Here is a 17274-nt window from a genome sequence, read left to right as displayed (position 1 = left end):
CATGCCGATATCCGGGACACCCAGCCGCGCCGAACTCGTCGAACACCTCGTCAGGACGCGCATCGCGGGCGACGTCGCCACCCCCCGCGAGAACAACCTCTCCCACTACCGCAAGCTGGCGAACAGCGACCGCCACTACTGGCTCGGGCTGGAACTCGGCGACCGCTGGAGCGACGAGCAGGACGTCCTCGCGGTGATGGCGGAGCGGGTCGGCGTGAACGACGACCCCGAATACCGGTACGGCCAGGACACCATCGACCCGGAACTGACCGTCGACGGTCTGGAGCGGATGGCCGGGCGGCTGCGCAAGGCCGCGGACGGGCAGCAGCGCGTCCTCTTCGCCACCGGCCACCCCGGCGGCCTCCTCGACGTGCACCGCGCGACCGCGTCGGCGCTGCGCGCGGCCGGCTGCGAGATCGTCGTCATCCCGGACGGGCTGACGACGGAGGAGGGCTACGTCATGCAGTTCGCGGACGTGGCGGTCCTGGAGCACGGCGCCACCCTGTGGCACACCCACTCGGGCGAACCGATGAAGGCGATCCTGACGGCTCTGGAGCGCGCGGGCCGCCCGCTGCCCGACCTGGTGGTGGCCGACCACGGCTGGGCGGGGTACGCCGGACAGCACGGCCTGGACTCCGTCGGCTACGCCGACTGCAACGACCCGGCCCTCTTCATCGGCGAGGCCGAGGGCACCGTACAGGTGACGGTCCCCCTCGACGACCACGTGGTCAGCCCGCGCCACTACGACCCGATGACGGCGTACCTGCTGGCGGCGGCCGGGCTGGACTGACCGACAGGCCAGGGCCGGCCGGGCTCCCCGTCCGGTGCCCGGGGCCGGTCCGGGGAAGCGCCGGGCCGGCCCCACGCATCCCGGTCAGCGGGGGACGCGCACCACGCCCTCCTGGATGACCGACACGGCGAGCCGGCCGTCCTGGGTGTAGATGCGGGCCTGGCCGAGGCCGCGGCCACCGGACGCCGAGGGGGACTCCTGGTCGTACAGCAGCCATTCGTCGGCGCGGAAGGGCCGGTGGAACCACATGGCGTGGTCCAGCGAAGCTCCGACGACGTCGCCGACCGCCCAGCCGCCGCGGCCGTGCGCGAGCAGGACCGAGTCGAGCAGGGTCATGTCGGAGACGTAGGTGGCGAGGACGATGTGCAGCAGGGCACTGTCGACGGGCCCGTCGAGCTTGCCGTTGGTGCGGAACCACACCTGGGAGTGCGGCTCGCGCGGCTGCCCGAACTGCCCGTAGGGCGGCTCCTCGACGTAGCGCAGGTCGATGGCCTCACGGGCGGCGAGGAAGTGCTCGACGACCTTGGGGTCGAGGTGGCCGTAGCCGCGGAAGCGCTCCTGCGAGGTGGGCAGCGCCGCCGGGTCCGGGGCGGGCGGCATGGGCGTCTGGTGGTCCATGCCCTCCTCGTGCTCCTGGAAGGACGCGGACAGCGAGAAGATCGGCCGGCCGTGCTGGACCGCGACCACCCGGCGGGTGGTGAAGGAGCGGCCGTCGCGGATGCGCTCGACGTTGTAGACGATGGGCGCGCCGGGGTCGCCCATGCGCAGGAAGTACGCGTGGAGCGAGTGGGGCGGCCGGTCCGCCGGGACGGTCCGCCCGGCGGCGACCAGCGCCTGGGCCGCGACCTGGCCACCGAAGACCCGGGGGACCACGGCGGACCGGGACTGGCCGCGGAAGATGTTCTCCTCGATCGGCTCGAGGTCGAGCAGATCGAGGAGATCCTGGAGTGCCTGGCTCATGAAGTCAGCTGTGAACGCCAGTGATTGCGGGGGGCCTTACAGGCCCATGTCCTTGGCGATGATCGTCTTCATGATCTCGCTCGTGCCGCCGTAGATGCGGTTGACGCGGTTGTCCGCGTACAGGCGGGCGATGGGGTACTCGTTCATGAAGCCGTAGCCGCCGTGCAGCTGGAGGCAGCGGTCGATGACGCGGTGGGCGACCTCGGTGCAGAACAGCTTCGCGGAGGCGGCCTCGGCGGGGGTGAGCTCACCGGCGTCCAGGGCCTCGGTCGCGCGGTCGGCGACGGCCTCGGCGGCGTCCACCTCGGCCTGGCAGGCGGCCAGCTCGAACTTGGTGTTCTGGAAGGACGCGACCGTCTTGCCGAAGACGGTGCGGTCCTGGACGTACTGCTTGGCGAACCGGACGGCGGCCTTGGCCTGGGCGTAGGCGCCGAAGGCGATGCCCCAGCGCTCGGAGGCCAGGTTGTGGCCGAGGTAGTAGAAGCCCTTGTTCTCCTCGCCGAGGAGGTCCTCGACGGGCACCTTGACGTCGACGAACGCCAGCTCGGCGGTGTCGGAGGTCTTCAGGCCGAGCTTGTCGAGCTTGCGGCCGACGGAGTAGCCCTCGGACTTGGTGTCCACGGCGAAGAGGGAGATGCCGTGGCGGCGGTCCTCGGCGGTCGGGGCGGCGGTGCGGGCGCAGACGATCATGCGGTCGGCGTGCACGCCGCCGGTGATGAAGGTCTTGGCGCCGTTGAGGACGTAGTGGGTGCCGTCCTCGCTGAGCTTGGCGGTGGACTTCATGCCCGCGAGGTCGGAACCGGTGCCCGGCTCGGTCATCGCGATGGCCCACATCTCCTCGCCGGAGACGAACTTGGGCAGGAACCGCTTCTTCTGCTCGTCGGTGGCGAGCATCTTGATGTAGGGCAGGGCGAGCAGCACGTGCACGCCGGAACCGCCGAAGGAGACGCCCGCACGAGCGGTCTCCTCGTACAGCACGGCCTCGAACTTGTGGCTGTCCAGGCCCGCGCCGCCGAACTCCTCGGGGACGTTGATGCCGAAGATGCCCAGCTCACCGAGCTTGTAGTAGAAGTCGCGGGGCGCCTGGCCCGCCGCGAACCACTCGTCGTACACGGGTACGACCTCGGCCTCGATGAAGGCGCGAAGGGTCTCCCGGAACGCCTCGTGATCCTCGTTGAACACCGTACGGCGCACGCCGCCACCTCCAGGACTCCGCGTGTCTAAGCGCTTGCTCAGCCAAAGATACCGGCGAGTATCGAGACACGTCCAGGGCGAAACCGGGGTGGGTGGGGTAACGCTCGTCACGCCGGGGAGGGAGGGCGGGAAACCCTGGGGCGCGGGGGCGAAGCCCCGCCGCGGTACGGGGAAGAGCCGGGGCGGGACCGGCCTACCGGCCAACCCTTCCGGGTAGGAGGGACGGAAACCCCCGGGGTGCAGGGGCGAAACCCCGCCGGGATACAGGGCGAAGCCCCGGGGCGGGACCGGCCTCCCGACCAACCCTTCCGGGTAGGAGGGACGGAAACCCCCGGGGCGCAGGGGCGAAACCCCGCCGCGGTACAGGGTGAAGCCCCGGGGCGGGACCGGCCGACTGGCCGACCGTTCCGGGCGGGCGGGTGGGAAAAGGCCCTCAGACCTCCGCCGCCGCGAACGCCCCCCGGGCCATCCGGTGCAGCAGCTCCGCCGTGGCCCCCCGCCCGGGGAGCGACCCGCCCCTCCCCAGATGCGGCGTCGAGTTCAGCAGCCCGAACACCGAGTGCACGGCGGACCGGGCCGTCGGCTCACCGAGCCCCGGGTACACCTCCCGGACGACCCCGACCCACAGCTCCACGTACTGCCGCTGGAGCTGCCGCACCATCTTCCGGTCGCTGTCCCGCAGGCGGTCCAGCTCCCGGTCGTGCAGGGTGATCAGAGGCCGGTCATCGAGCGCGAAGTCGATATGCCCCTCGATCAGCGAGTCGAGCACCTGCTCAGCCCCACCCCCGTCCGCCTCCGCCAGCCTCCGCTTCGCCCCGGTCAGCAGCTGCCCGCTGATCCCCACCAGCAGCTCCGCGAGCATCGCGTCCTTGCCCGCGAAGTGCCGGTACAGCCCGGGCCCGCTGATCCCGACCGCGGCGCCTATCTCGTCGACCCCGACCCCGTGGAACCCCCGCTCGGCGAACAGCCGCGCGGCCTCCTTGAGGATCTGCTCGCGGCGGGTGGGGGCGTCGGTTCTGGTGGCCATGAGAACGATTCTAGACAGGGAGGTTAGCGGTCGTTAACCTGAAGGAAATGCGTTAACGCTCATTAACAAGGTGAGGGGACCCGCAGGATGCACGAGGCACCGGAGCTCACGAGCGCGGCAGACCCCGCGTCGGAGGCCTTTCGGGCCAACGAGGAGGCGCACCACGCCCTCGTCGAGGAGCTGCGCACCAAGCTCGCCGCCGCCGCACAGGGCGGCGGCGAGAAGGCCCGCGCGCGCCACACCGCGCGCGGCAAGCTGCTCCCCCGCGACCGCGTGGACACCCTCCTCGATCCGGGCTCGCCGTTCCTGGAGCTGGCCCCGCTCGCGGCCGACGGGATGTACGACGGCCAGGCCCCGGCCGCCGGCGTCATCGCCGGCATCGGCCGGGTCAGCGGCCGCGAGACGGTGGTCATCGCCAACGACGCCACCGTCAAGGGCGGCACGTACTACCCGATGACGGTCAAGAAACACCTCCGCGCCCAGGAGGTCGCCCTCGACAACCGCCTCCCCTGCGTCTACCTGGTGGACTCCGGCGGCGCCTTCCTCCCCATGCAGGACGAGGTCTTCCCCGACCGGGACCACTTCGGCCGCATCTTCTACAACCAGGCCCGCATGTCCGGCGCCGGCATCCCCCAGATCGCCGCCGTCCTCGGCTCGTGCACGGCCGGCGGGGCGTACGTCCCGGCGATGAGCGACGAGGCGGTGATCGTCCGCAACCAGGGCACGATCTTCCTCGGCGGCCCGCCCCTGGTGAAGGCGGCCACCGGCGAGGTCGTCACGGCGGAGGAGCTCGGCGGCGGCGAGGTCCACTCCCGCGTCTCGGGCGTCACCGACCACCTCGCGGAGAACGACGCGCACGCCCTGCGCATCGTCCGCACGATCGTCTCCACCCTCCCCGCGCGCGGGGAGCTCCCCTGGGAGGTCACGGAAGCGACGGAACCCAAGGTCGACCCGCACGGCCTCTACGGCGCGGTCCCGGTCGATCCCCGCACCCCCTACGACGTGCGCGAGATCATCGCCCGGGTCGTCGACGGCTCCCGCTTCGCCGAGTTCAAGTCCGAGTTCGGCCAGACCCTGGTCACCGGCTTCGCCCGGATCCACGGGCACCCGGTGGGCATCGTCGCCAACAACGGCATCCTGTTCGCCGAGTCCGCCCAGAAGGGCGCCCACTTCATCGAGCTGTGCGACCAGCGCGGCATCCCCCTGGTCTTCCTCCAGAACATCTCCGGCTTCATGGTCGGCAAGGACTACGAGGCGGGCGGCATCGCCAAGCACGGCGCCAAGATGGTCACGGCGGTGGCGTGCACGCGCGTGCCGAAGCTGACGGTCGTGGTGGGCGGCTCCTACGGCGCGGGCAACTACTCCATGTGCGGCAGGGCGTACTCTCCCCGCTTCCTGTGGATGTGGCCGAACGCCAAGATCTCGGTCATGGGCGGCGAGCAGGCCGCCTCGGTCCTCGCGACCGTCAAGCGGGACCAGCTGGAGGGCCGCGGCGAAGCCTGGCCGGCCGAGGACGAGGACGCCTTCAAGGCCCCGATCCGCGCCCAGTACGAGCGCCAGGGCAACGCCTACTACGCGTCGGCCCGCCTCTGGGACGACGGTGTCATCGACCCGATGGACACCCGTCAGGTCCTGGGCCTGGCCCTGACCGCCTGCGCCAACGCGCCCCTGGGTGACCCCCAGTTCGGCGTCTTCCGGATGTGAGGGGACGGACGACGATGTTCGAGACAGTACTGGTGGCCAACCGCGGCGAGATCGCCGTCCGGGTGATCCGTACGCTGCGGTCGCTGGGCGTGCGCTCGGTGGCCGTCTTCTCCGACGCGGACGCCGACGCCCGGCACGTCCGCGAGGCGGACACGGCGGTGCGGATCGGCCCGCCTCCCGCCTCCGAGAGCTACCTGTCGGCGGAGCGCCTGCTGGAGGCGGCGGCCCGCACGGGCGCGCAGGCCGTCCACCCCGGCTACGGCTTCCTCGCCGAGAACGCCGCCTTCGCACGCGCCTGCGCCGAGGCCGGCCTGGTCTTCATCGGCCCCCCGGCGGACGCGATCGCGCTGATGGGCGACAAGATCCGCGCCAAGGAGACGGTCCGGGAGGCCGGGGTGCCGGTGGTGCCCGGCGGCCGGGACCCGGAGCTGGCCGAGGCGGCCCGTGAACTGGGCGCCCCGGTGCTGCTGAAGCCGAGCGCGGGCGGCGGCGGCAAGGGCATGCGCCTGGTGCGGGACCTGACCCGCCTGGAGGAGGAGATCGCCTCGGCCCGCCGCGAGGCCCGGGCCTCCTTCGGCGACGACACGCTCCTCGTGGAGCGCTGGATCGACCGCCCCCGCCACATCGAGATCCAGGTCCTGGCCGACGGCCACGGCAACGTGGTCCACCTCGGCGAGCGCGAATGCTCCCTCCAGCGCCGCCACCAGAAGATCATCGAGGAGGCGCCGAGCGTGCTCCTCGACGAGGAGACGCGTTCCGCGATGGGCGAGGCGGCGGTCCAGGCGGCCCGCTCCTGCGGCTACCGGGGCGCGGGCACGGTGGAGTTCATCGTCCCCGGCAACGACCCCTCGTCGTACTACTTCATGGAGATGAACACCCGCCTCCAGGTGGAGCACCCGGTCACGGAGCTGGTCACCGGCCTGGACCTGGTGGAGTGGCAGCTGCGCGTGGCGGCCGGGGAGCCCCTGGCCTTCACCCAGGAGGACGTACGGCTGACGGGTCACGCGGTGGAGGCCCGCATCTGCGCCGAGGACCCGGCCCGTGGCTTCCTCCCCTCCGGCGGCACGGTCCTCAGGCTGCGCGAGCCGCAGGGCGACGGCGTCCGCACCGACTCGGGCCTCACCGAGGGCACGGAGGTCGGCAGCCTCTACGACCCGATGCTCTCCAAGGTCATCGCCTACGGCCCCGACCGGGCGACGGCCCTGCGCAAGCTCCGGGCGGCCCTGGCGGAGACGGTCACGCTCGGCGTGCAGACGAACGCCGGGTTCCTGCGCCGCCTGCTCGCCCACCCGTCGGTCGTCTCCGGCGACATGGACACGGGCCTGGTCGAGCGCGAGGTCGAGGGGCTGGTCCCCACGGACGTACCGGAGGAGGTGTACGAGGCGGCGGCGGCCGTACGGCTTGAGGCCCTGAAGCCGGAGCCGGGCGGCTGGACGGACCCGTTCTCGGTGCCGAGCGGCTGGCGCCTGGGCGGCGAACCGAAGCCGGCCGCCTTCCCCCTGCGGGTGCAGGAGCCCCTGGAGTACACCCCGCGCGGCAGCGCCACGGTCACCGGCGACCGTGTCGCCGTGACCCTCGACGGCGTCCGCCACACCTTCCACCGCGCCGCCGACTGGCTCGGCCGCGACGGCGACGCCTGGCACGTCCGCGACCACGACCCGGTCGCCGCGTCCCTCACCCGCGCCGCCCAAGCGGGCGCCGACTCGCTGACCGCGCCGATGCCGGGCACGGTGACCGTGGTGAAGGTCGCCGTCGGCGACGAGGTGAGCGCCGGTCAGAGCCTGCTGGTGGTGGAGGCGATGAAGATGGAGCACGTCATCGCCGCGCCGCACGCGGGCAAGGTCACCGAGCTGGACGTGGCACCCGGCACCACGGTCGCCATGGACCAGGTGCTGGCGGTCATCGCACCGCACGAGGAGGCGGCGGAATGACGGTTCCAGGGCTCCCGATGGCCGTCCCGAGCAGGGACCTGCCCACGCGCGTCCGCGTCCACGAGGTCGGCGCCCGCGACGGCCTGCAGAACGAGAAGGCGACGGTCCCCACGGAGGTCAAGGCGGAGTTCATCCGCCGGCTGGCCGAGGCCGGCCTGACCACGATCGAGGCGACGAGCTTCGTCCACCCCAAGTGGGTGCCCCAGCTGGCGGACGCGGAAGCGCTGTTCCCGATGGTCGCGGACCTCCCCGTCGCGCTGCCGGTCCTGGTCCCGAACGAACGCGGCCTGGACCGTGCCCTGGGGCTGGGCGCCCGGCGGGTGGCGGTCTTCGCCAGCGCGACGGAGTCCTTCGCCAAGGCCAACCTCAACCGCACGGTGGACGAGGCCCTGGCCATGTTCGAACCGGTGGTGAGCCGCGCGAAGGCCGCGTCGGTCCACGTCCGCGGCTACCTCTCGATGTGCTTCGGCGACCCGTGGGAGGGCGCGGTCCCGATCCCCCAGGTGGTGAAGGTCTGCCGGGCCCTGCTGGACATGGGCTGCGACGAACTGAGCCTGGGCGACACCATCGGCGTGGCGACCCCGGGCCATGTGGTGGCGCTCCTCGCCGCCCTGGACGAGGCGGGCGTCCCGCCCACCGCCCTCGGCGTGCACTTCCACGACACCTACGGCCAGGCCCTCGCCAACACCCTCGCGGCGCTCCAGCAGGGCGCCACCACGGTCGACGCCTCGGCGGGCGGCCTGGGCGGCTGCCCGTACGCGAAGTCGGCCACGGGCAACCTCGCCACCGAAGACCTCGTGTGGATGCTGCGGGGCCTCGGCATCGACACCGGAATCGACCTCGGCCGTCTCGTCGCCACGAGCACCTGGATGGCCGCCCAACTGGGCCGACCGAGCCCGTCCCGCACCGTCCGAGCCCTGTCCCACGAGGACACCGAGGAGCACTGATCACCATGGACTACCGTCTCTCCCCCGAGCTGGAGGAACTCCGCCGCACCGTCGAGGAGTTCGCACACGAGGTGGTCGCGCCGAAGATCGGCGACTTCTACGAGCGGCACGAGTTCCCCTACGAGATCGTCCGCGAGATGGGCCGCATGGGCCTGTTCGGGCTGCCGTTCCCCGAGGAGTACGGCGGCATGGGTGGCGACTACCTGGCCCTCGGCGTGGCCCTGGAGGAGCTGGCGCGGGTCGACTCCTCGGTGGCGATCACCCTGGAGGCCGGAGTCTCGCTCGGCGCGATGCCGCTCCACCTCTACGGCACCGAGGCCCAGAAGCGCGAGTGGCTCCCCCGCCTCTGCTCGGGCGAACTCCTGGGCGCCTTCGGCCTGACGGAGCCGGACGGCGGCAGCGACGCGGGCGCGACGCGTACGACGGCCCGTCTGGACTCCTCCACGAACGAATGGGTGATCAACGGCACCAAGTGCTTCATCACCAACTCGGGCACGACCATCACGGGCCTGGTGACGGTCACGGCGGTCACGGGCCGCAGGGCCGACGGCAAGCCGCAGATCTCCTCGATCATCGTCCCGGCCGGCACCCCGGGCTTCGAGGTCGCGGCCCCGTACTCCAAGGTCGGCTGGAACGCCTCGGACACCCGTGAGCTGTCCTTCACGGACGTGCGCGTCCCGGCGGCGAACCTCCTGGGCGAAGAGGGCCGCGGCTACGCCCAGTTCCTGCGCATCCTCGACGAGGGCCGCATCGCGATCGCGGCACTGGCGACGGGGCTGGCGCAGGGCTGCGTCGACGAGTCGGTCAAGTACGCCCGGGAACGCCTCGCGTTCGGCAAGCCGATCGCCGCGAACCAGGCCATCCAGTTCAAGATCGCCGACATGGAGATGAAGGCCCACACCGCCCGCCTCGCCTGGCGCGACGCGGCGGCCCGCCTGGTGTCCGGCGCCCCCTTCAAGAAGGAAGCGGCCCTGGCGAAGCTCCACTCGTCGACGGTCGCGGTGGACAACGCCCGCGAGGCCACCCAGATCCACGGCGGCTACGGCTTCATGAACGAGTACCCGGTCGCCCGCATGTGGCGCGACTCCAAGATTCTCGAAATCGGCGAGGGCACGAGCGAGGTCCAGCGGATGCTGATCGCACGGGAGTTGGGGCTGGTGGGCTGAGACACGGAACGGGGCCGAAGACCCCCGGCCGCACGGGCGCAGTGACTCGGATCACTGCGCCCGTTCGCATTCCCCCGCCCGGGCCCGGGCACACATCCGAGGGCCCCACTGGACATGATCTGAGGTTAGGCTAACCTAATCCTGATCTCAGCCAAGCGGCTTTCAGCCGTGCCCGCAGTGGCTCCGTACGCACGAAAGCAGACCCCGTCATGTCGAACGCCCGAACCGCCCGTTTCTCCCGTCGCGGCCTGCTCGCCGCCGGTGGTGCTCTCGGGCTCGGCGCCCTCGTGACCGCGTGTGGCAGTGAGGACTCCAAGGACGGCGGCTCGGGCGCGAAGGGCGCCGCCAAGTCCGGCCCCTGGTCCTTCAAGGACGACCGCGGCAAGACCGTGAGCCTGGACAAGGTCCCCACGAAGATCGTCGCGTTCACCGGCGTCGCCGCCGCCCTGTACGACTACGGCATCGAGGTCGAGGGCGTCTTCGGCCCGACCAGGACCAAGGGCGGCAAGGCCGACGTCCAGGCCGGCGACATGGACGTCAGCAAGCTGACCGTCTTCGGCAACCGGTTCGACCAGTTCAACGTCGAGCAGTACGCGGCCTTCCAGCCCGAGGTGCTCATCACCACCACCTTCGACGCCGCCGGCAGCCTCTGGTACGTCCCGGAGGCGTCCAAGGACAAGATCGCCAAGCTCGCCCCGAGCGTCGCCCTCTCGGCCTTCGACCGTCAGATGCCGAAGCCGTTGCAGCGCATGGCGGAGCTCGCCGAGTCGCTCGGCGCCGACCTGAAGGACGCGAAGGTCGTCGAGGCGAAGAAGCGTTTCGAGGCCGCCTCCGAGCGGCTGCGCAAGGCCGCCAAGTCCCGCCCCGAGATCAAGGTGCTGGCCGGTTCCGCCTCGGACGCCATCTTCTACGTCTCCGGCTCCAACTTCTCCATCGACCTGGAGTACTTCAAGGCCCTCGGCGTGAACCTCGTCGAGCCCCCGAAGAAGGCCATGGAGGCCAACGGCGGCTGGTTCGAGAACCTCAGCTGGGAGAACGTCGACAAGTACCCGGCCGACGTCATCATGATGGACGACCGCACCTCGGCCATCCAGCCGGCCGACATCTCCGAGGCGACCTGGAAGAAGCTGCCCGCGGTCAAGGCCGGCCAGGTCATCGCGCGTTCGCCCGAGCCGATCCTGTCGTACGACAAGTGCACGCCCCTGGTCGAGAACCTCGCGAAGGCGATCGAGAGCGCGAAGAAGGTCGCCTGACGCGCCGCCCGCGGGGCGCTTGAGGGGGTGTCGCGGGCGCGGGCCGGATGCGGCCGGCCAGGCTCGCGCGGCGGAGCCGCATGCAGACACGACCCCGCGCCCCCGGGCGGCCTCCGCCCTCCCCTGACGACGAATCAGGAGCCCTCATGACCACCGCCGTAGCCGCCCCGTTCCGCTTCTTTTCCCTTCAGGTCGTGCGGACGAGGCTGCTCGGGCCGTCCCTCGTCCGGGTCACCTTCGGGGGACCCGATCTGCACGCCTTCCACTCCCACGGGCACGACCAGTCGCTGTCCCTGTTCCTGCCGCACCCCGGGCAGCCCGAGCCGGTCGTCCCGCTCGAACTCGGGGACGACTGGTGGCAGGGCTGGCGCGAACTCCCGGAGGACGTCCGGGCCGTGATGCGGTCCTACACCCTGCGCGGCCTGCGCCGGGACCCGGACGAGATCGACATCGACTTCGCCCTGCACGGCATCGGGCCGGGCGCCTCGGTCCAGGCCGGCCCCGCCTCCCGCTGGGCCGCCCGGGCCGCCGCCGGGGACCGGGTCCTGCTGCTCGGCCCGGCCGTGGCCGACAACCGGGCGATCCGCTTCCGCCCGCCCGAGGACACCGACCTCGTCGTCGTCTGGGGCGACGAGACCGCCGTCCCCGCCGCCTCGGCCGTCGTCGAGGCACTGCCGGCCGGCACCCGCGCCCGGGTCTTCCTGGAGGTCCCGCACGCCGGCGACATCCAGGACCTGGTGACCGAGGCGGACGCCGAGATCACCTGGCTCGTCAGGGAGGAAGAGGGCGCCGAGGTGGCTCCCCTGGCCCTCGACGCCCTCCGTGCCGCCCCCCTGCCGTCCGCCGAGCGGCCGTACGTCTGGATCGCCGGCGAGTCCGGGTGCGTGAAGGAGCTGCGCCGGCACTTCGTGCGCGAGCGCGGCATCGACCGCCGCCGGGTGACGTTCGTCGGCTACTGGCGCCGCGGCGTGAGCGAGGAGCAGCTGCGGGCGGAGGCGTAGCCGCAGCCCACCGGCCCTGGGGTGACACGAGTGACCACGGTCACGGCAGGGCCCGTCCTCGATCCGATCAAGTTAGGTTAGGCTTACCTAAGTTCTGGACGCCGGAGACCAGCCCATCCCGTCCCACACCGGACTGTCCCCACCGGAGGACCCCCACATGCGCTCGCACCTGCTCAACGACACCACCGCGGAGCAGTACCGCCGCTTCGTGACCGACGGAGTCGAGCGGGTGGCCGCCAAACTCGCCACCACCGACCGCCCGTTCACCGGCATCAGCGTCGACGCCCTCTCCCCGCGCATCGACGGGATCGACCTCGACCAGCCGCTGTACGACACCACGGCGGTGCTCGACGAACTGGAGGACGTCTACCTCCGGGACGCGATCTACTTCCACCACCCCCGCTACCTGGCCCACCTCAACTGCCCGGTCGTCATCCCGTCCGTGCTCGGCGAGGCCGTCCTGTCCGCCGTCAACTCCTCCCTGGACACCTGGGACCAGTCGGCCGGCGGCACGCTCATCGAGCGGAAACTGATCGACTGGACGACCGAGCGCATCGGCCTCGGCCCGGCCGCCGACGGCGTGTTCACCTCCGGCGGCACCCAGTCCAACCTCCAGGCGCTGCTGCTGGCCCGCGAGGAGGCCAAGACCGGCAGCCTCGCCGACCTGCGCATCTTCGCCTCCGAGGTCAGCCACTTCAGCGTGAAGAAGTCCGCGAAGCTGCTCGGCCTCGGCCAGGACGCCGTGGTCTCCATACCCGTCGACCACGACAAGCGCATGCAGACCGTCGCGCTCGCCCGCGAACTGGAGCGCTGCGCGCAGGACGGCCTCATCCCCATGGCCGTCGTCGCCACCGCCGGCACCACCGACTTCGGGTCCATCGACCCGCTGCCCGAGATCGCCGAGCTGTGCGAGCAGTTCGGCACCTGGATGCACGTCGACGCCGCGTACGGCTGCGGCCTGCTGGCCTCCCTGAAGCACCGGGACCGCATCACCGGCATCGAACGCGCCGACTCGGTCACCGTCGACTACCACAAGTCCTTCTTCCAGCCGGTGAGCTCCTCGGCCGTGCTGGTACGGGACGCTGCCACACTGCGCCACGCCACCTACCACGCCGAGTACCTCAACCCGCGCCGCATGGTGGAGGAGCGCATCCCCAACCAGGTGGACAAGTCCCTCCAGACCACCCGCCGCTTCGACGCCCTCAAGCTGTGGATGACCCTGCGGACCATGGGCGCCGACGGCATCGGGCAGCTCTTCGACGAGGTGTGCGACCTGGCCCGGGAGGGCTGGAAGCTGATCGCCGCCGACCCGCGCTTCGACGTCGTCGTCGAGCCGAGCCTGTCGACGCTGGTCTTCCGCTACATCCCGGCGGCCGTCACCGACCCCGCCGAGATCGACCGTGCCAACCTCTACGCCCGCAAGGCCCTGTTCGCCTCCGGTGACGCCATCGTCGCGGGCACCAAGGTCGGCGGCCGCCACTACCTGAAGTTCACCCTGCTCAACCCCGAGACGCAGGCGTCCGACATCGCCGCCGTCCTCGACCTGATCGCCGGCCACGCCGAGCAGTACCTGGGAGAGTCCCTTGACCGCGCGTCCTGAAAACCCGGCCCCTTCTCCTGCGATTCACGACTTCGTGGGGATCGGGCTCGGCCCCTTCAACCTCGGCCTGGCCTGCCTGACCGAACCGATCGACGAACTCGACGGTGTCTTCCTGGAGTCCAAGCCCGACTTCGAGTGGCACGCGGGCATGTTCCTGGACGGCGCCCACCTCCAGACCCCGTTCATGTCGGACCTGGTCACCCTCGCCGACCCGACGTCCCCGTACTCCTTCCTGAACTACCTGAAGGAGAAGGGCCGGCTCTACTCGTTCTACATCCGCGAGAACTTCTACCCGCTGCGCGTCGAGTACGACGACTACTGCCGCTGGGCCGCGGGCAAACTCAGCAGCATCCGCTTCGGCACGACGGTCACCGAGGTGACGTACGAGGACGAGCTCTACGTCGTCGAGACCACCGCCGGCGACACCTACCGGGCCCGTCAACTCGTCCTCGGCACCGGCACCCCGCCCCACATACCCCAGGCCTGCCAGGGCCTGGGCGGCGACTTCATCCACAATTCCCGCTACTTGGACAGCAAGGCGGAGCTTCAGAAGAAGGACTCGATCACGCTGGTCGGCTCGGGCCAGTCGGCCGCCGAGATCTACTACGACCTGCTCAGCGAGATCGACGTCCACGGCTACCGGCTGAACTGGGTCACCCGCTCCCCGCGCTTCTTCCCGCTGGAGTACACCAAGCTCACGCTGGAGATGACGTCCCCCGAGTACGTCGACTACTTCCGTGAGCTGCCCGAGGCGACCCGCTACCGGCTCACGGCCGAGCAGAAAGGCCTGTTCAAGGGCATCGACGGCGACCTCATCAACGAGATCTTCGACCTGCTCTACCAGAAGAACCTCGGCGGCCCGGTCCCCACCCGGCTGCTCACCAACTCCGCCCTGACCAGCGCGCGTCACGAGAACGGCACGTACACGCTCGGCTTCCGCCAGGAGGAGCAGGGCAAGGAGTTCGAGCTGGACTCCCAGGGCCTGGTCCTGGCCACCGGCTACAAGTACGCCGAGCCGGAGTTCCTGGCCCCCGTCAAGGACCGCCTGGTCTACGACTCGCAGGGCAACTTCGACGTCGCGCGCAACTACGCGATCGACGTCACCGGCCGGGGGATCTTCCTCCAGAACGCCGGCGTGCACACGCACAGCATCACCAGCCCGGACCTGGGCATGGGTCCGTACCGGAACGCGTACATCATCCGCGAGCTGCTCGGCAGCGAGTACTACCCGGTGGAGAAGACCATCGCGTTCCAGGAGTTCGCCGTATGAGCGCCACCACCGGCATCGGAACCCTCACCGTCCGCCCGCTCGACCCCCTGAAGGACGCCGGGCTGCTGCACTCCTGGGTGACCCACCCCAAGGCGGCGTACTGGATGATGCAGGACGCGAAACTCCAGGACGTCGAGCGCGAGTACATGCGGATCGCCGCGCACGAGCACCACCACGCCTACCTCGGCCTGCACGAGGGCCGGCCGGCGTTCCTGATGGAGAAGTACGACCCCCGGTACGTCGAGCTGGAAGGCCTGTACGACCCGGAGCCCGGCGACGTCGGCATGCACTTCCTGGTCGCGCCGACCGACCGCCCGATCCACGGTTTCACCAAGGCCGTCATCACCGCCGTGATGGACGAGCTGTTCGCCGACCCGCGCACCCGCCGGGTCGTGGTGGAGCCCGACGTGAGCAACAAGGCAGTCCACGCGCTCAACGAGGCCGTCGGCTTCGTGCCCGAGCGTGAGATCGACAAGCCGGAGAAGCGCGCGCTGCTCAGCTTCTGCACGCGCGCACAGTTCCTGGCCGCCCGAGGAGTAGCCGCATGACCCTGTCCGACGCCGTAGCGCATCTGTCCCCCCACCGCTGGGCGCGGGCCAACCGCCTCCTGATCCGCAAAGCCCTCGCCGAGTTCGCCCACGAGCGGCTGATCACCCCCGAAGAGGACGGCGAGAGGTACGTCGTCCGCAGCGACGACGGCCTGACGAGCTACCGCTTCTCGGCCGCCCGCCGGGCCCTGGACCACTGGCAGGTGGACGCCGAGTCGATCACCCGCCACCGGGACGGCTCCGAACTCCCGCTCGCCGCGCTGGACTTCTTCATCGAGCTACAGAAGTCCCTCGGCCTGAGCGACGACATCCTGCCGGTCTACCTGGAGGAGATCTCCTCCACCCTCTCCGGCACCTGCTACAAGCTCACCAAGCCGGACATCACGGCGGCCGAACTCGCCCGCGGCGACTTCCAGGCCATCGAGACCGGCATGACCGAGGGCCACCCCTGCTTCGTCGCCAACAACGGGCGGCTCGGCTTCGGCATCCACGAGTACCTGTCGTACGCGCCGGAGACGGCGAGCCCGGTGCGGCTGGTGTGGCTGGCCGCGCACCGGTCCCGTGCCGCGTTCACCGCCGGTGTCGGCATCGAGTACGAGTCGTTCCTGCGCGAGGAGCTGGGCGCGGAGACCGTCGAGCGCTTCCACGGCGTCCTGCGCGACCAGGACCTCGACCCGGCCGACTACCTGCTGATCCCGGTCCACCCCTGGCAGTGGTGGAACAAGCTCAGCGTCACCTTCGCCGCCGAGGTGGCCCGCCGGCACCTGGTATGCCTGGGCGAGGGCGACGACGAGTACCTGGCCCAGCAGTCCATCCGGACGTTCTTCAACCGGACCAGCCCCGAGAAGCACTACGTCAAAACCGCCCTGTCGGTCATCAACATGGGCTTCATGCGGGGTCTGTCGGCCGCCTACATGGAGGCCACTCCGGCGATCAACGACTGGCTGGCCCAGCTCATCGAGGGCGACCCGGTGCTGCGGTCCACGGGCCTGTCGATCATCCGGGAGCGGGCGGCCGTCGGCTACCGGCACCTGGAGTACGAGCAGGCCACCGACCGCTACTCGCCCTACCGCAAGATGCTCGCCGCGCTGTGGCGGGAGAGTCCGGTGCCGTCCCTCCAGGAGGGCGAGTCCCTGGCCACCATGGCCTCCCTGGTCCATGTCGACCACCAGGGGGCGTCCGTCGCCGGCGCGCTGATCGAGCAGTCGGGCCTCACCCCGACGGAGTGGCTGCGCCGCTACCTCCAGGCGTACTTCACCCCTCTCCTCCACAGCTTCTACGCCTACGACCTGGTGTTCATGCCGCACGGGGAGAACGTCATCCTCGTGCTGAAGGACGGGGTCGTGCAGCGCGCGATCTACAAGGACATCGCCGAGGAGATCGCGGTCATGGACCCGGACGCGGTGCTGCCGCCGACGGTGGAGCGGCTGCGCGTGGAGGTTCCGGACGACAAGAAGCTCCTGTCGATCTTCACGGACGTCTTCGACTGCTTCTTCCGCTTCCTCGCGGCGAACCTCGCCACCGAGGGCATCCTGGAGGAGGACGACTTCTGGCGCACGGTCGCGGACGTCACCCGCGCCTACCAGGAGTCGAAGCCCGAACTCGCCGACAGGTTCAAGCAGTACGACATGTTCGCCCCCGAGTTCGCCCTCTCCTGCCTCAACCGCCTCCAACTCCGCAACAACGAACAGATGGTGGACCTGTCCGACCCGTCGGGCGCCCTCCAGCTGGTGGGCAACCTGAGGAACCCCATAGCGGACCTCTGACCACCCCAAGCAGACGTGCACCCCCGGAGTACGGTCCTCCGGGGGTGCCCGTCGTCGTCAGGGACGCGGGGAACTGCGCATCTTTCAGGGGCGCGGGGAACTGCGCGACCAGCCCCC

Annotated in this window: 14 protein-coding genes; 11 read left to right on the top strand and 3 right to left on the bottom strand. The window is 70.7% G+C overall.

Annotated features, from left to right (window positions below):
- Nucleotide 1: 1 nt before the first annotated feature.
- Nucleotides 2-790 carry a phosphatase gene (locus tag GTY56_RS35385; protein ID WP_161369376.1) on the top strand — a complete coding sequence of 263 codons (789 nt, stop codon included), beginning with the start codon at nucleotides 2-4 and terminating at the stop codon, nucleotides 788-790.
- An 84-nt stretch (nucleotides 791-874) separates the two neighbouring features.
- Here the strand turns inward: GTY56_RS35385 and GTY56_RS35380 are convergent, their stop codons facing one another.
- The 3 genes from GTY56_RS35380 to GTY56_RS35370 all read right to left on the bottom strand — a co-directional run bounded on the left by GTY56_RS35380 (nucleotide 875) and on the right by GTY56_RS35370 (nucleotide 3971).
- Entirely contained in the window at nucleotides 875-1750 is an 876-nt protein-coding gene (locus tag GTY56_RS35380) for an acyl-CoA thioesterase (protein ID WP_161369375.1), read from the bottom strand.
- A gap of 36 nt (nucleotides 1751-1786) precedes the next feature.
- Nucleotides 1787-2944 carry an acyl-CoA dehydrogenase family protein gene (locus tag GTY56_RS35375; protein ID WP_161369374.1) on the bottom strand — a complete coding sequence of 386 codons (1158 nt, stop codon included), beginning with the start codon at nucleotides 2942-2944 and terminating at the stop codon, nucleotides 1787-1789.
- A 433-nt stretch (nucleotides 2945-3377) separates the two neighbouring features.
- On the bottom strand, nucleotides 3378-3971 hold the full coding sequence (locus tag GTY56_RS35370; protein WP_161369373.1) for an SACE_7040 family transcriptional regulator: 594 nt from the start codon (nucleotides 3969-3971) through the stop codon (nucleotides 3378-3380).
- 87 nt (nucleotides 3972-4058) lie between these two features.
- Between GTY56_RS35370 and GTY56_RS35365 the strand changes: the two genes are divergently transcribed.
- From GTY56_RS35365 to GTY56_RS35320, 10 genes are all read left to right on the top strand, one after another.
- A complete protein-coding gene (locus tag GTY56_RS35365; protein WP_161369372.1) occupies nucleotides 4059-5675 on the top strand; it encodes a carboxyl transferase domain-containing protein in 1617 nt (538 codons plus the stop codon).
- Between the two features lie 14 nt (nucleotides 5676-5689).
- Nucleotides 5690-7606 (top strand): acetyl-CoA carboxylase biotin carboxylase subunit, encoded by a 1917-nt coding sequence (locus tag GTY56_RS35360; RefSeq protein WP_161369371.1) that lies wholly within the window; start codon nucleotides 5690-5692, stop codon nucleotides 7604-7606.
- Entirely contained in the window at nucleotides 7603-8553 is a 951-nt protein-coding gene (locus GTY56_RS35355) for a hydroxymethylglutaryl-CoA lyase (protein ID WP_161369370.1), read from the top strand. Before GTY56_RS35360 ends, GTY56_RS35355 begins: the two co-directional genes overlap by 4 nt.
- A gap of 5 nt (nucleotides 8554-8558) precedes the next feature.
- A complete protein-coding gene (locus GTY56_RS35350) occupies nucleotides 8559-9719 on the top strand; it encodes an acyl-CoA dehydrogenase family protein (RefSeq protein WP_161369369.1) in 1161 nt (386 codons plus the stop codon).
- Between the two features lie 209 nt (nucleotides 9720-9928).
- Complete coding sequence (locus tag GTY56_RS35345; protein ID WP_161369368.1) at nucleotides 9929-10972, top strand: ABC transporter substrate-binding protein; 1044 nt, start codon at nucleotides 9929-9931, stop codon at nucleotides 10970-10972.
- A gap of 146 nt (nucleotides 10973-11118) precedes the next feature.
- Complete coding sequence (locus GTY56_RS35340) at nucleotides 11119-11973, top strand: siderophore-interacting protein (RefSeq protein ID WP_161369367.1); 855 nt, start codon at nucleotides 11119-11121, stop codon at nucleotides 11971-11973.
- A gap of 157 nt (nucleotides 11974-12130) precedes the next feature.
- Nucleotides 12131-13573: a lysine decarboxylase DesA gene (gene desA / locus GTY56_RS35335; protein ID WP_161369366.1), complete on the top strand. Its 1443-nt coding sequence runs from the start codon at nucleotides 12131-12133 to the stop codon at nucleotides 13571-13573.
- Nucleotides 13557-14843, top strand: a complete 1287-nt coding sequence (locus GTY56_RS35330; protein WP_161369365.1) for a lysine N(6)-hydroxylase/L-ornithine N(5)-oxygenase family protein — start codon at nucleotides 13557-13559, stop codon at nucleotides 14841-14843. The genes desA and GTY56_RS35330 overlap by 17 nt, the downstream gene beginning before the upstream one ends.
- Complete coding sequence (locus GTY56_RS35325; RefSeq protein WP_161369364.1) at nucleotides 14840-15391, top strand: GNAT family N-acetyltransferase; 552 nt, start codon at nucleotides 14840-14842, stop codon at nucleotides 15389-15391. The genes GTY56_RS35330 and GTY56_RS35325 overlap by 4 nt, the downstream gene beginning before the upstream one ends.
- Nucleotides 15388-17157: an IucA/IucC family protein gene (locus GTY56_RS35320; protein ID WP_161369363.1), complete on the top strand. Its 1770-nt coding sequence runs from the start codon at nucleotides 15388-15390 to the stop codon at nucleotides 17155-17157. Before GTY56_RS35325 ends, GTY56_RS35320 begins: the two co-directional genes overlap by 4 nt.
- Nucleotides 17158-17274: the final 117 nt, after the last annotated feature.

It is taken from the genome of Streptomyces sp. SID5643, from assembly GCF_009872555.1.
GTDB lineage: Bacteria > Actinomycetota > Actinomycetes > Streptomycetales > Streptomycetaceae > Streptomyces > Streptomyces iakyrus.
The sequence above is the reverse complement of the archived record's forward strand: the minus strand, read 5'-3'. Positions and strand labels throughout refer to the sequence as shown.